We start from the raw sequence: 16,570 nt of genomic DNA, 5'->3' as shown, positions 1-16,570 counted from the left end.
TATTTATAATCCGTTTCCAATATTATATATAAATATGTATGAAATGCCATAAAGTATTAAAATTGAAATAAGATCTACAATTGTCTCCAATAAAAATATTGAAGAGACAGCGGCATCCCTTTTTAAATACTTTGCCGTTAGCGGAATAATACAACCTATAAAATTTGAAATAAATACTGTAAGTATTATTGAAATTGATATGCTTGAAATTGATAGCCAGATATAATTTTTGTTAATATCACCACTATAGTAAATTTCATAAAATACTATTAATCTTACAAAATTTAATAATGCTACAATAATTCCAAATAAAAGACCAATAATAATCTCTTTTCTAACAATATCAAAAAATTTATTACTTTTTAATTGATCTAAGGATATACTTCTAACTGTTAACAATGTTGTTTGTGAAGCAATTGCTCCAGATGAACATGATATAACTACAATCAATGGCGTTATAAATAATGTTATAACATAATCCAAATTTTTACTATTGGAATTAAATTCCTTGTTTATAAAAATAGTTAATAGTATTTGAGATAAGGTAGATATAAAGAGTATCATAAAAATAGATAACAGTCTTGACTTAACTATTTTAAATATACTGAGTGAAAAATAACTATCCTTTCCAAAATAATTAATTCCCCCCAGCTTATATATGTCTTCCGTTGTTTCCTCTGACATAACATCCAAAACATCATCAATCATTATAATTCCCATTAATTTATTTTCATTGTTTACAACTGGAATTGATGGAATATCATATTTCTTCATTTTATTTGCAACTACTTCCTGGTCATCGTTAATATTAACATAAATTACATTATTATTCATAATATCCCTAATTTTTTTTATATCAGATGCAAAAAATATTTCACCTAGGTGAACAAGCCCACAAAGTACATTATTTTTATCAACAACAAAATATGCGGTTGTATTAGTGTTTTCTATGTCTTTATAATTTTTCTTTATCAATTCCAAGGCATCTATTACATTTAAACTATCCCTGAGAACTATATAATCAACAGACATTATTCCACCAGCGGTATCATCTTTATAATTCAATAACTTGCTAAATTGATATTTAGTTTCAGGACTTGATTTTTCCAGTATTTTTTTCACAATATATGGTGGTAAATTTTCCATAATATCTGCTGCATCATCACTATTCATGGCATCAAGTATTTTAGCCATTCATTTCTCATTTAAGGTCATAGCTACATTTTTTTGAACTTCATTATTAAATTCTGAAAATATTATTGAACTTTTGTTACTTTCTAAAATTCTCAAAACAACTATAATATATTTTGTATCTAATGAGGATAATGCTTCAGAAAAATCAATTGCATAAAAATCCGCTGCCAACTGTTTGATCTTGTCAAAATCCGAATTATCAACAAGAATTTTTAAACTATCACTTAATTGTAATATTTCATTTTTATTTTCCATTATTATTCCCTTCCTTTCTCAAAGAGTATTTTTAAATCCTTAGAAATTTTAGAGTTAAGTTTTTCATCTGTTCCTATGATTGGGCCTGAGATAAATTTAATTCTATTTTTTTTGAGCAGAACATAATCAGAAAATCTTCTTACATTTGTTATTATTAGATTACAATTAATTTTTAAGAAAGAATTTACTAGTGAATTTATTATTTTTTCCTTTTCTTTTATAACACCAAACCTATTAATCTTTTCATTATCAATTGTTACATAGTCGGGACTCAAATACTTAAATAATGCTGTATCGATATCATTTAAATCTAAACCGTTAACACAGGTTCTGATTTTGTTTTGCTTTAGTTGCTTGATGTTTTTTTTCAAGTTATCTACACTATCTACGTCCGCTTTGTGATTTAATAATAAAACAAGCGATGAACCTTTAACATTATTATCTGATAATTTATGATTAAATTCATTGATATTAAAATCGTTCGAAGACAAAGCATAAGTATCATAATTTATAAAATATAATATATCTTTTTGACAATTTCCATTGAGAGATATAAGTTGTTTATTTGCAATGTATCTCATAAGAATAGTTCCCAAACCAGCTTTATCTACATTAACAACTAACTCATCATCTTTTGAAAATACTATTTTTCGCCCACTAAAGTATGTATTTATAATATACCCAGTAAATAATTTTTTACCGATGCTGTATATTGGGTTATATAAAAAATTAATTTCATTTATATTAAATAAGTCACCCAAGGCAATTATTTTTCTTTTAAGTTTCTTATTTTTATTATAATCAAATATATTTGCTTGCTTAAAGTTTCCAACAATTAATTTTTTTTCATTAGCAACATATCAATTGTTTAAGTTAAATAATTTCTCAATATCACTACTGTCAACTCCATAAATTGAATATATAGATTTTAGGTTTATTTTTATTTGGACACTTTTGATTTTATAATTTGTAATAATATTATCCATTATATTGTTAAGTCTATTTACCTCTGCAAGGTTATCAAGGGGGTCAATATTATATTCTCTTATATTATTTATTTCATCAGAAATATCAATAAACACTCCATACGTCTTTCTATCCACTCTTAAATATATTTTATTGTTTTCAATATTTTTTTCTATTTCATTATAAAATGTTTCAGTTATGTCATTTATAATTGCTTCTTTTATTTCATTAGTCATTTTATTTTCGAAATCATCATAATCAGCGATGAAAAAATTGAAGTAAATTCCAAGTCTGGTTTTATTAGATTTTAAAAATTGCATTATTCCTAAATAAATATTTTGAGGATTAAGATAATACTTTTCATCATAGATAACTATATTACTCAAATTAAGTGCGCGATAATATATTGAGTCAATAATTATTGCCAAAAATGCAGATAAATATAATAACAAAATAAAGAATATTACAAATGTTATGTTAAATCTTTCACCTTTTCAAATAAGTTTAAACAACATTGAAGTCAACAATAATATTAATGTATTGATTAAAATAAATTCCAATTCATTTAATTTAAATTTATTAAAGAATTTTTTTATAACACTTGTTAATGTGATTGTTATATAACAACAAATTACAAAGGTTGTTGTTATATTAGATGGTTGATAAAAATAAATAAAATATGATGAAATTTTATATAAGAAAAATAAGCAAAATAAGTTTGTAATTAATATAATTCCAGCTGTTATTTCTGAAATAAAACTAATGGCTGTAAAGTACACAATTATCGGTATATAGTAAATAAAATCGCCATATATATTATTTAAATTATATATGCCCATAAAAAAACATGTGAATATAATACCAATAGAGAAAATGACACCTAAAATAAAAAAATAATAATTTCTATATTTAGAAACATAATTCCTTACAAGCGCTCAAGAAAAACAGTATATAAACATAAAAACTAATGCGAATAAACTAACCAAAATAAATATATTTTGACCTATCATAATATAATTATACTATAAAAATAAAAAAAATGGTGGAGATGGCGGGAATCGAACCCGCGTCCAAAATACTCCAACCATAACGTCTACAGTTTATTTCTCTTTTGATAATTAATGAATTTTAAAGAGAACGAAAAAAAATCATTAATTTTGGTAATAAATCTCGGAACTGCGAATTACCATAACAGAACCACCCCTTAAGGCTTTACGGAACCAAACGAGTAAGGGACTCATTTGATTAAGTTTGAGTGTAATATCCTAAAGGATATTAAGCAAGCATTGCTGCCCCAGCTGATGCGTTATTGATCATAAATGCTGGCATTTCAAATTTTTCATTTTCTTCGTTTGCGTTTAATTCAAACCTAGAAGTATTAAGGTCTACCAAACCACTGCAGTATATGCCCAGACAATATTCTGTCGAATCCAAGACATCCCCATTTTTATTATATTAAACTAACGAAGAAATGCTAACATATTTATTATACTCTTTTAATATAAAAAAAATATCTAAAAGATATTTTTTTTGAAAATATTATCACACACTACCGAATACCTTAATATAAATATACTTTACCAGCATGGATAATAATATATAAAAAATTATAATTCCTAATGCAAAAAATATAAATGTGTAAGACGGCGGTGCCATACTAAATAATCCTGATACTCCAGGGGTGAAAGGTATGATAAAACCCAAGGCAAATACAAAAATATTAGATATAACGAGAGCGGAGCAAGGTTTTGTTTTAAATAAATTATTATACTCTGTTCTAAATATAAACACAACACCAGCTTGTGTTAACAATCCAACAATAAATCAAGATGAATTAAATAAAACTATATTTTGGTCTTGATTAGGTGTATTTAATGTGTATTTATAAACATATGTTAATATAAGAAAACAAATAATATCAAATATAGAACTAACGGGGCCACTTATTAAGGAAAATCTAATAATGTGCTTTAGATCTATAGACCTAGGTACCTTAGTGAATGAACTATCTACTCTATCATATATAAGAGCAAATTGTGTTAGGTCATATAGGAGATTCTGTGTTAATATTTGTATAGGTTGCATTGGTGTAAACTTTAATCATAAAATTGCTATTAATATACTTATTGTGTTACCAAAATTTGATGCTATAGTAATGTTAATATATTTAACAATATTACATAATGCCTCCCTACCTCTAATCACACTCTCATCAATATCTACAAGCTCATTACCTCCAATAACAATATCAGCAGCGTTTTGTGCTGGGCCAGATGCATCTCTAAAGGATATTCCTACATCAGAAGACCTTAAAACTGCGACATCATTTATTCCATCACCTATAAATCCGACAACTTTCCCACATTCTTGTAGTGTTGTTAGTATTTTTGATTTAAGGAGAGGGTTTAGTTTATAAAAAATATTATTATTGATTACTGCATTCTTAAATTGTTCATCTGTCATTTTATCCAAAGTTACCCCAGATATTGAACCCCTAATTTTTATATCTGACATTTTAGCTATTTCCTTAGTTATAACCTCACTATCTCCAGTGAGTATTTTATAATCTATTTGTCTTTGACCCAACTGTTGAATAAATTTTTTTGTTTCTTTTTTTGGTTTGTCAAAAAAAATTAAAAATCCTAAGAATGTTAAATTAGATTCTTCAATATTATTATTATCACTCTTTGTGGCAACACATACAATTCGATAACCACTTCTATTAAAATTAATTATGTCCTCCTCAATTTTTTTGATATGCTTATCTTGAATTTTCTCAACAGATCCATTAAGTTCAATTTTATCAACTATACCAAGAATCTCATCCGAAGCACCTTTAGTAATTTGGATTTTTTTATCCTTATACTCAACAAGCAAGGATAGTAATTTTCTATTAAAATCAAAAGGTTTTTCCTTTATGATTTTCACTTCATTGACTTTAGGTTCATAGATATCTAATTTTTTAATAATGGCGTTATCAATATGATTTTTAAATCCGGATTGGTAATTAGAATTAATAAATGAATAAACATTTAAATTGTCATTTCTATTTCCGTAGTAATCACATGATTTTCAAAGGCTAATTTCTCCTTCGGTTATTGTTCCTGTTTTATCCATACATAATACATCAATTGCTCCTAGCGCTTGAATTGAACTAATTGTTTTAATATTAAAATTATATTTTTTTGTTAATATTTTAAAGCCATTTTTAAGATTTAAGGCAACAATAATTGGAAGCATTTCAGGTGTTAGACCAACAGCGAGCGATACAGCATATAATAGAGAATAGTCCCACGTGTTTCCTTCAATTTTAGTAATACCAAAAACAATAGGGGTTATCAGTGCTATAAAAGACACAATAAAACAACTTATCTTAAATAGGTATTTATCAAATAACCTCTTCTTAGGCTTATCTTTAATTCTATTTGTTATTTTTAGTTGATATGTGCTTTTTCCAGTCCCTATAACAACAGCTATTGCATATCCGGTTGCAGCAGTTGTGCCGGCATAACATATATTTTCATAATCGATCATATTTTCATTATTATTATAAATAGATTTGTCTACTGGAAAAACCTCCCCTGATAATGAAGGCTGGATTACGGAAAAATTGTTTTCAAAAATAATTTTTAAATCCCCTTCGATAACATCGCCGGTTGTTATGTAAACGAAATCACCTATGACTAATTCATCTGCATCGATTATTTCTGTTTGCTTTGATATTTGATTTATATTTTCTTCAGATATATCATAAAAATCTATATCTGTGTTACGAATTACTTTAACAAATCTTTTATTTTTTGCAAATATACTTTTTGTAATGACATAATTATTATACTCATGAAAAAAACCTATTGACCCACTTAAAATAATCATAGTAAAAATTATTATTATTGAAATAAGATCGATAATATCAGGACTTTGAAAATATTGGTATACATTAAATGCATATATTACTAATAAAATAATATTAAATATTGATAAATAATTTTTTATTATACTTACAAAAAAGTTAAATTTTATTTTTGTTTGTTTATTATCTCCAAATTCCTCCCTATTTTTTTCCACTTGTACTTCATTAAGGCCAACATACCTTATATTATTTTCTGATTTAAATTCCTCAATAGTTTGACTACTAGCTTTTTTTCAAATATTATTCTCAGAATTTACAACTTTTATATTTCATCGATTTCACTCTTCCTTACTATATACTTATTATATTATTATTTATATTTACAAAATTTTTTGAAGTAATCAAAAAATATTATTTAATGCCTTTCGATTCGGGGAGTTCTATCATAAATATCGCCTCAATTCTCTATACTAATATTATATCAATAATATTATTTAATTTGTTATTTTGTGACAAAAATATTATTTAATTTTCTGTAATCTTCTTTCAACGTCTCTTTTCTTAATTGTTTCACGCTTATCATAGTTTTTCTTACCTTTTCCAAGTGCTATTTCCATTTTAACTCTTCCATTAACAAAATATATGGACGTAGGAATTAGTGTTAATTTTTCCAATTTAATTTTCTTAAATATTTTTTTTATTTCATTCTTGTGAAGTAGAAGTTTTCTTGTTCTAGTTGGATCTAATTCGGAGTATTTATTTGTTGCAAATTTATATGTTGCAATATTCATATTTAAAATAAATAATTCTAAATTTTTCACAATTACAAAAGCTTCGTTTATAGATGCCGAATTAGACCTAATTGATTTAACTTCCGAACCGTATAAAACTATACCGGCTTCATATTTATCAAAAATTTCATAATCAAAACTAGCTCTTTTTCTGTGGGCTATGATTAATTTACCCATAATTCCACCTACTTAACTAATTGAAAATCTATTATTTTTTTTAATACATTAGTACTTATTAATTTTACCTTTATTCTCTGTCCAATTTTTAATTGCCTTGCGTTAGGACAATTAAATGATTTTGTAGTGTCATCATATGTGTACCCTTGAAGGTTACTTATGTGTATCATTCCTTCAATTAAATTTTCAAGTTGAACAAAAACTCCGAATTTTGCAACATATGAAATGATTGAATCAAACTCTTCTCCAATATGCTTATCTAAATATTCTATTGCACAGACCTTATTAACATCTCTTTCTGCGTCAATAGAATTTCTTTCAGCAATATTTATTATATTTGATTGTTTTTTTATAATATTTTCAACAGAAATATCACTATATTTCTCATTATTTTTTTCAATAAAATACTTTTTAAGTAACCTATGGACAATTAAATCAGAGTATCTTCTTATCGGAGATGTAAAATGTGTGTAGCAACTGCTTGCAAGCCCAAAATGACCTATATTATTTGGCCCATAAAATGCTTTTCCCATATATTTTAATAATGAGATATTTATTACCGCTTTTTCTTTTTTATCAACAATATCTTTATCTATTGACCGTAATGCTTGAACAATATATTTTGGATTCCCTTTATTTTGATTATCAACTTTAGGATTTACACCCAGCAATGTAAGCGTACTATACCATTCTAAGAGGCTTATTTCATCTGGCACATCATGATTTCTATAAATAAAAGGATATTTTTTTTCATAAACAAGTGTTGCTACAGCTTCATTAGCAGAAACCATAAAATTTTCGATTAATTTTTCGGCTTCTCCACTTTCTTTTGCAATAATATCAATTACGTTACCATCATTATTTAAAATCACCTTTAGCTCAGGAATATTAAACTCAATAGTTCCTTTGTTAAACTTGAGTTTATCAATTTTCTGATGCAATTCCCGTGATAAAAGAATCATTTCCGCTATATTAGAAGGGTGTTTAAATTTTCCAGACTCAAAAAAATTATTCACTTCACTATATGTCAATCTTGCTTTTGAAATAATAATTGTCTTTAGAACCTTTTTTGCTATGACATTTCCGTTAGTGTCGAAATTAATAACACATGCCAGGCTAAATTTTTCGGTATTAGGATTTAACGAGCATAAATCATTTGATAATATTTCTGGTAACATCGGTAAAACTTTATTGGCCAAATATGTAGAATTTCCTTTTTTTAACGCTTCTTTATCCAAGTGTGAATTTTCACTTACAAAATAACTTACATCTGCAATCGCAACTATCAATTTATAACCATTTTCAGTTCTTTCAACATAGATTGCATCATCCAAGTCCTTAGAATCGCTGCCATCAATCGTAACAAAATCTAAATGAGAAAGGCTTTCTTTTTTTCTAGATTCTCTTTCCAATATATCCTTGTTATATTTATTAACAACCTCAGTAGTGTTTGCAATTGCTTCTTGTGAAAATCCAACGCCAATATCGTGTTCATATGCAATTGCAATTATTTTATCTATAGCTCTATTATTATTTCCTATAACATCTGTTACAATTACTATTAACCTATTGTTTTCTACATTAACAATATTTACCTTGACAATATCATCCTTCTTAACACTAACACTATTCTTGTGGTCTATTTTGGTATAATAATTTTTATATAAGGGGTCGTTGGGAACAAAATCTAAAAAATTGTTATTAAGTTCAATATATCCAACTAAGTATTTTTTTGGTCTATCGATAATCTTAAGAACTTTTGCAGAACTTCGATCACCTGTTGATAAAATATCAAAACTAACAACATCTGCCGATATAGAATTAGCAAGATCAATTTTTGATACATAAAAATCATCATCTGTTTTTTCATCAGTTATTGGGTGTATAAAGCCAAACCCCTTTTCATGAATTTTAATAACGCCTATTTTTTCATTTTCTCCTAAAATATAAAAGCTTCCGTCTTTTTTTTGATGTATTTTATTGTTATTAATTAAAAATTCTAACTCATCATTAAAATTTTTATCATTTTTAAATACTTCCTCAAGTGTTTCATATTTAATTGATTTATTCATTTTAATATAATTAAATAATTTATGCTGCATAATTCTATCCCAAGGCATTATTAAGAACAGAACAAATAACCGCTAAAACAAACAAGATTATTCCGAATATAAACATTCAGTTTGATAAGGTTTTATCAAATCCTCTTTCTTTAGAATTTTGAAATAAATCATCATTCCCACCATTAAGTGCACTAAGCCCAGTTTGTGTTGATTTATTTTGTAGCAAACCAATTATAATCATTATTATTGCAGCAATAAATGTCATAATTTCAAAAACTAAAACCATATAATTTGTTGAAGTGCTTGTTAATAATATCATATTCATAGCTATCTCCCTATAGTTCAATAATAATATTATACACACAAAATAACATAAATTGTACATAATGTTAAATTATTTGTTAATAATTTAAAAAAATATAGTATAGATAAGTAAATTCATTTTCAAAATAAAAAAAAATTTCTTTTTAAATAACTGATAATTAACATCATAGTCAACCTCAATGAGAGGAAGCCTAGCAAGTAACTTTCTTTTTTTGTTTATAAATATATGTTTGTAATAAATTTTTCGAATGCTGAGTGAAATCTAAAAGTGAGTTAAAATGGTTCCAAATATAGGCAGAATTATTTTTTTATTCAACCTTTTAAATCTTCAGTTGATGAATTATATTTAAAGCCAGAATTAGCATTACTACTATAAAATGATTTGCTGATTCACATATTTTGAAACATTATACAATAGATTGTTTGAACCTGTAATTATTTAAACTATACATTTAGAAAAAATATTTTATGTGAGGCAACTGTATATGTCATGTAATATTTCGATAACTAATTATATATTCTAAGATGTTTCCATTGAATATGAAGCAACTTTTCTACATATCAAATTTCCATGCTAACTTATTTTGCTTTTAATTTATAAATTATCTTTAAATCAAGTTTTATCAATTTTATTCTTTTAACATTACAAGTTATATATGTATCATTTCAAATTAAATCATTTCTAACAATTTGATTTAATGCTTGAGAGTTTGAGTTTCTTAGTTAAATTAACCGCTACTCAAAATTTTGACAAATATTTTAATTAATAATCGTAAACAATTTTTTGGCTAACCTAACATTAAAAATACTTCTAATCAACTTATTTATTGTAAGAGCCCTTCCATAGTGTTAAATGAACGATCATATTGTTGCCATCCATCGAGATTGGATTTGGATATATATTTGTGTATTAACGGTAGAAAATTTCAATAATTGAATTTAAATATTTTAAATAAATTAAAACATTTTTAAATGCATAGTGCTTACTATCACTTATGTTCAATGCATCTAATTTTTTTAAACTATTTTATTTTTTTAAAGTCCCTTATATACATATTTTACAAAACAAGTGTGTTTATATAACTTAGTCATCATTTTCTCCTTGTATCAAAGGTCTTCACAGGGAGATCTCGACCTTTTTAGTACATTATTTTGAATTTTAAGTTTTTTATTTTCTGACCTTAATACTTTATTTTCATATTTCATTATTTTAGTTACTTACCTTTAATATTTCTTTAGCTTTAATGTTATATATATATCTTCTTTAATTAAAAAAAATTTTGTTTTTTTATATTATTATATTAAAAAATCAAATATGAAATTAGTGGCCTTGTCAGAAATTATTTTATGTTTTTTATCTATTTTAATAATCTTTAATTTGGTTACAGGATCATAGTAAAGTATTTTATTATGTAAATATATTTTTCATGAAAAAAAATATTTTTCTTGTTGGTGTAAATATTATTCCCTTTTTAAGACCGCTTTTTTTATTCTTTTCCTCCTTGTAAAAGAATGCAGGTTTTATCCTCCAGTACACTTGGCTTTCTTTATGCTTTTGTTAAATTGTGTAAGTATATTTGTTTATTTTTTATTTATAAATTCTAATTGATCTTATTTTCAAATAAACAAAAAAATATATAGTATTTTATACGTTTATATTACAAAGCTTATTCATTGCAAAAATAAGTAATATTGTTAAAATAAGTAATATTGTGGCTGCTTTGAATTGTATTTTTAATAAAAAAATGATTAAATAAATAGGAAGGAGTTTATATGAAATTAGTTTCAAGGATTATACTAATTGTTAATAATTACTTAAGAAAAAATTCCTTCAAAAAAAAATATAAAACAAAGAATTTATTTTTTTTAATTAAAATTTTTCAGAGATATGATAAGTATGAAAAGAAGTGACAACTAATAGATATAAGAAATCAAATGTCATTCAATGATTCCCACATTGTCAATAGCATTAATGTTCCACCGATTTCTACAGAGTTTGCGATTTATAAAAAAATTGATAGGAGAAAAAATATACTTATTATCAATAGTAACATAAGAAGTAATTTAAATATTTATAAGCTTCTAAAAAATAAAGGCATTAATGTCTATATTCTTTACACCAATTACAACAGTGAATTTGAGAGTGATCCACTTATAAGGGATTATATTCAAACAAATATTAAGATATCTTAGTGTTAAAAAAGTCTATGACTTCAACACCTAAGCCTTTGGCTAATCTTTCCAAAGTGTATATAGTTGCATTTCTTTGGCCTCTTTCAATATCAGAAATGTAATTTTTATTAATCATTATTTTTTTAGATAATTCGGTCTGTGTTAATAATTTATTTTCACGAATATAACGAATGTTTTTGCCAATAAGTTCTATTAGTTTACTTTTAAATTCCATTATTTTTCTCCAGTTCTACAATTTTTTTAATTTTTCCAAAAATTACCCCGATTGTTGGTTTTGATATTTTTATACCCTTTTTATTAAGAATTTCTTTTAATTCATCATATGTTGCAGAATCATTTTTTAATCTTTCATATAATAAAATTTGAGTATTTTTAGGAAGAGAACTAAAAAGATTATTATTTACCAGGAAAACTATATCATCTATTTGTTTTTTGCTTGTTATTAATACTTTAAGTTGGTTACTTGTTTCAATATTAATAATTCTGTTTTGTGAGTTTTTAAAATCTCTTTGTATTCTTACTTGTTCAAACCTCAATACTGAATTAGACACATCCAAAAACTTTAAGAAGTCAGATACTAATAAAGATTTTTTTATATAAATTATTATTCTATTTGTTGATCTTGAGTATATTTTGAATCCAAATCCAAATGTATTTATGATTAAAATATCTCTTTCCGCGATTTCCCTTTTATTATATTTTAACTCCAAATGATAGTTAGATGTAGAGGGGGAGTTAACACTCCCACACCCTAAAAACAATCCACAAAAATATGCTCTTATTAAATCGCTTCTTTCGAATCATCTTTTCACATCGGAAGTATTTTCTATGTCAAAATTTGTGGACATAGAATCTTGCAAAAATTTACCAACGTTATATATCTTTACAATAAAAACTTTTGTTTTTTTTATTAAATTTTGTCTGATTGATAAATTTGTTTTAGAATTATATTCATTTTTAAAGAACTTAATAATCTTTCTCATTAAAGGGGGAGATGATGATCTAAGCTCTATTGTGGCGCAACTTCCTTCGGTGCTTGTTGTTGATATACCACTTACATATATCCCGTGCATAAATAAGATAAATTGTTCTTTTGTATATTCATGAGATAATATTTCTTCCTTAACCTCATTTGCAAATGACATATTAAGCCTCTGATTTTCTTCTAAAGTCTTTTAATCTTAACAATTTTGTTTCCTCTCCACTAATAAGAAAATATTTTTTTTCAAAGACAAAATCTTCTTTTCGAGATAAATATGGAAAAATAAATATACTCAATAATATTATTGCAACACCAATAATACTTGCACAAGCTACCAAAACAAGTGATAAATCGCGTTTATAACTTATAAATAAAACGTCCTCAGGTCTTATTGATTCTAAAGATAATCTAACAATATTTCAAAGAAAAAAATAAACTCCAGCCTCTATTCCACAATATGTTATATGATACTTATTTGGATTATTTGCTTTTAATAGAGACTTACCATATCTTGCTCTATACCTTAAATATGAACATTTCTCCTTATTTTTTATTTTTTCATAGTATTCATTATTAAGATTCTTAACCTCAATACAGTATTGTTTTGCAGATTCAATATCTGTATTTGAATAAAACGCTCTATTTCATACCTCAAAATATGAATAACCTATTTCGGTTTTTTCTCGAGAAAACGGTTTTCTGAATGAATTTCTTCAATCAATTGCAAAACTCTTTTGGTCTATATTTCATGGTTTTTTCGAGATTCATCTTCCAATTCCCGGTACAATAAATGTAATTAAAATTCATGATATTGTTAGAAAAAAGGATTCGATAATAAATATTGGTGTCATTTGATAGGATTGACCACTTACCAAAATTAATCCCTTATAATTTAAATTATCAGGACCAAAATATTGAAATTGGGTATTATTTAATATAAAGTTAGGCAATCAACTAAATGTATTGTGTTGCCCGGCTAAGCATAATGGTTGCCCAACTAATTCATGATTAAAAAAATTACCTCATCTACCAATTGCTTGGCCTAGTAAAATATTTGGAATTATGGCATCCATATATACCAAAACAGAAACACCAGTATATCTACCAATTATGTAAAAAATAACAATTCCAGATAGTCCACCAAATAATACACCACCGTGTATGGACATCCCTCCTTGCCAAAATTTAAAACAATTCCAAAATGAAACACCAACAGGCATTTTGCCAAAATAACTTGCCCCAAATAATGAAACAATTACAATAGGTATCGCTCCAATATATAGACCTGTTAATGGAACTTGCTTTCTTCATAACTTTATAGCTGAAACTGCGATAGCGATCGTAACGCCAAGGGTCATAAATAAAGCATACATATGTATGAATCCATAATCACCGTTAATTGTTCAACTTTTGTTTTCATCGTGGTTGAATCATTCCATTTCCCAAACATTTGTTAGCATTTTATCCTCCACTAAATATAATTATTATATCATATATTTTAAAAATTTTGAAGATATTTAATAGCATTAAGCGCACAAACACAGCCATCATTAACAGCGGTTGCTATCTGTCTTATTTTTTTGTTAACAACATCTCCTATTGCATATAAACCTTTGATTTTTGTCTGAAAATTTTCGTCTATTATTACAAAACCAGAATCGTTTAAAACACCTAAATTTTTCAATAGGCATGATGAAGGTATTTGACCAATATAGGGAAATACAACATCAACATCAATCTTATTATATTTTTTGTTTACAAGATTCCTAATTGTAATTGATTCTATTTTTTTATCACCGTCCACTCTATCTACAACACTATCTAAAATAAATTCTACATTTTCTTGCTTTTTTAAACATTCAACGGAATTAAAATTGGCTCTAAATATCTGTCTTCTATGAATTAAATACAATTTCTTTGCAATTTTTGACAAAAATAAACTTTCCTCTATTGCAGCATCACCACCACCAATTACAGCCATTGTTTTATTCTTAAAACTTGGGCCATCACATATAGCGCAATATGTTATTCCCCTGTACTGATATCGGTCTGAATTCTCAACATTAAGAAGTCTTTCTTTTGTTCCGGTAGCAATAATTACACTTCTCGAATTAATTAATTCATTATCATTTAATCCTATAGTAAATAGATTTTCATTCTTTTTGAGACTTACTACAGTTGAAAATTTACATTCAATATTTAATTCTGTTATTTGACTTTTTATCATGTCTCCAAGTTCCATACCACGCACAGACTTTCCTAAAAGATAGTTTTCAACACTATCCGTAAAATTAACCTTACCACCTAGTGCTTGCTTCTCAATTATTAAAATTTTTAATCCTGCCCTTTTAAGGTATAGACTTGCACTAGTGCCCGCTGGACCACCACCAACTATTATGGCATCATATATTGTACTATTAATATGATTTTTCATAAAATCAATTCACCTTTCTAAATTTATTTGGTAATCAGCATTGACATATAAAAGCCAATGAAATTCCTAATATAAAAAATAATATAAAAAATGTATAATTTGCTCCAATATTTCATTTTATAAACATTTCATATCTATCTCTCCTATATTCAAGTAACATTCTAATAAAAGAGTAAAATGATAAATATAAACAACTTACAAGCCCACTTCTAACTATGAGATAGTTATGGGGATTATGTAAGGAAGTCAACTTTTTTGAGCTAATTGATCTTCAATAATTTATTCTTCTTATTTTCTTTCTTAAATCTTTTACATTAGTGATGATTTGTTTTCTACTTTCACCGAGCGCCTTATTATCATTTATTTTTATTACCTTTTTATTATTTATCATTTTTAAATCCGCTTTAAGTCTATGATAATTATTTATGTCTTTAAGGAGCTTGTTATCAATATTGTCATTATCAATCATCGCCTTTTGTACTTCATTTTTATCAGGTTCATAATAATAATAAGCTTTATTTCATACACTTCAGACCGATAGTTTTAATTCACCATTCTTTTTAAGTGTCTTATAGGAAATTGGATTTTGTAGGCTATAGGCTGGAATTTTAGACCTTGGCAATGATTTATATTTCTTGTTAAACCTGCAGGGAAAATTTATTGGGTCTATATTTCACGGTTTTTTTGAAAATAATCTTCCTATATTAGGTACTATAAATGTTAATAATATTCACAATGATATGGTTGCTATAGATTCATATAAAAATAATGGTTCACGATAAACAATCTTAGTGTACTTATCACCATTTTCTGGGTTAATAAAATAAAATAATCTATGTCATATTCAACCGGGTAATCAATTTATTTCATTCTTGTTTATAGGTCTCCCAAGTATCTCATGATTAAAAAGATTTCCTCACCTACCTATTGCTTGGCCAAGCAAAATATTTGGAGCAATACAATCAGCATACACAAATATAGATATGAATCTTCGTTTACCCCTATGATAAAAAAATATAATTGCAGCAATGGTTCCAAAAAATAGACTACCAAAAAAACTCATTCCAGGATTTCAAAAGAAAAAATATTCTCATAATTTTCAATCCGTTTCTTGTGATACGCCTATTTTACCAAAAAAACTGGCTCCTAAAATACCTGAAGGAATTATAAAATAAAGTGAATGTATAAGGTCATAAATAACCATTCCTCTTATTTTAAATTTTATTGCAGAGGCAATTATTGCAGCTAAAACTCCTAATAATGCACAAATGGGATACATGAAATATAGGTCTTCGGAATAATCAATAGTAAATAAACTAATAGTCATACAAAACCAAA

At 26.0% G+C, this 16,570-nt stretch carries 12 protein-coding genes and 1 other RNA gene; 1 reads left to right on the top strand and 12 read right to left on the bottom strand.

Annotation, left to right across the window (positions count from 1 at the left end):
• Window positions 1-3: 3 nt before the first annotated feature.
• From mgtE to secG, 7 genes are all read right to left on the bottom strand, one after another.
• Window positions 4-1,449 (bottom strand): magnesium transporter, encoded by a 1,446-nt coding sequence (gene mgtE / locus AAHM97_RS00210; RefSeq protein ID WP_342268955.1) that lies wholly within the window; start codon window positions 1,447-1,449, stop codon window positions 4-6.
• 2 nt (window positions 1,450-1,451) lie between these two features.
• Window positions 1,452-3,254, bottom strand: a complete 1,803-nt coding sequence (locus tag AAHM97_RS00205; protein ID WP_342268954.1) for an EAL domain-containing protein — start codon at window positions 3,252-3,254, stop codon at window positions 1,452-1,454.
• Between the two features lie 201 nt (window positions 3,255-3,455).
• Window positions 3,456-3,858, bottom strand: a transfer-messenger RNA (tmRNA) gene (ssrA, locus tag AAHM97_RS00200).
• 96 nt (window positions 3,859-3,954) lie between these two features.
• Complete coding sequence (gene mgtA, locus AAHM97_RS00195) at window positions 3,955-6,513, bottom strand: magnesium-translocating P-type ATPase (protein ID WP_425288829.1); 2,559 nt, start codon at window positions 6,511-6,513, stop codon at window positions 3,955-3,957.
• 276 nt (window positions 6,514-6,789) lie between these two features.
• Window positions 6,790-7,236, bottom strand: a complete 447-nt coding sequence (smpB, locus tag AAHM97_RS00190) for an SsrA-binding protein SmpB (RefSeq protein WP_342268953.1) — start codon at window positions 7,234-7,236, stop codon at window positions 6,790-6,792.
• A gap of 8 nt (window positions 7,237-7,244) precedes the next feature.
• A complete protein-coding gene (gene rnr, locus AAHM97_RS00185) occupies window positions 7,245-9,338 on the bottom strand; it encodes a ribonuclease R (RefSeq protein WP_342268952.1) in 2,094 nt (697 codons plus the stop codon).
• A gap of 4 nt (window positions 9,339-9,342) precedes the next feature.
• Window positions 9,343-9,624: a preprotein translocase subunit SecG gene (gene secG / locus AAHM97_RS00180; protein WP_342268951.1), complete on the bottom strand. Its 282-nt coding sequence runs from the start codon at window positions 9,622-9,624 to the stop codon at window positions 9,343-9,345.
• A 1,772-nt stretch (window positions 9,625-11,396) separates the two neighbouring features.
• On the opposite strand from secG, the gene AAHM97_RS00175 reads away from it, so the two are divergent.
• Window positions 11,397-11,816 (top strand): rhodanese-like domain-containing protein, encoded by a 420-nt coding sequence (locus AAHM97_RS00175; protein WP_342268950.1) that lies wholly within the window; start codon window positions 11,397-11,399, stop codon window positions 11,814-11,816.
• Here the strand turns inward: AAHM97_RS00175 and AAHM97_RS00170 are convergent.
• The 5 genes from AAHM97_RS00170 to AAHM97_RS00150 are packed head-to-tail and all read right to left on the bottom strand — an operon-like array spanning window position 11,803 to window position 16,559.
• A complete protein-coding gene (locus AAHM97_RS00170) occupies window positions 11,803-12,030 on the bottom strand; it encodes a helix-turn-helix transcriptional regulator (protein ID WP_342268949.1) in 228 nt (75 codons plus the stop codon). The two genes, AAHM97_RS00175 and AAHM97_RS00170, sit on opposite strands and share 14 nt — an antisense overlap.
• Window positions 12,020-12,961 (bottom strand): DNA-binding protein WhiA, encoded by a 942-nt coding sequence (gene whiA / locus AAHM97_RS00165; protein WP_342268948.1) that lies wholly within the window; start codon window positions 12,959-12,961, stop codon window positions 12,020-12,022. Before whiA ends, AAHM97_RS00170 begins: the two co-directional genes overlap by 11 nt.
• Window position 12,962: 1 nt before the next feature.
• A complete protein-coding gene (locus AAHM97_RS00160; protein WP_342268947.1) occupies window positions 12,963-14,258 on the bottom strand; it encodes a prolipoprotein diacylglyceryl transferase in 1,296 nt (431 codons plus the stop codon).
• Window positions 14,259-14,296: 38 nt separating this feature from the next.
• On the bottom strand, window positions 14,297-15,232 hold the full coding sequence (locus AAHM97_RS00155) for an NAD(P)/FAD-dependent oxidoreductase (protein WP_342268946.1): 936 nt from the start codon (window positions 15,230-15,232) through the stop codon (window positions 14,297-14,299).
• On the bottom strand, window positions 15,216-16,559 hold the full coding sequence (locus tag AAHM97_RS00150) for a prolipoprotein diacylglyceryl transferase (RefSeq protein ID WP_342268945.1): 1,344 nt from the start codon (window positions 16,557-16,559) through the stop codon (window positions 15,216-15,218). The genes AAHM97_RS00155 and AAHM97_RS00150 overlap by 17 nt, the downstream gene beginning before the upstream one ends.
• Window positions 16,560-16,570 lie beyond the last annotated feature (11 nt).

It is taken from the genome of Spiroplasma endosymbiont of Aspidapion aeneum, assembly GCF_964031045.1.
Classification (GTDB): Bacteria; Bacillota_I; Bacilli_A; order Mycoplasmatales; family Mycoplasmataceae.
The sequence above is the reverse complement of the archived record's forward strand: the minus strand, read 5'-3'. Positions and strand labels throughout refer to the sequence as shown.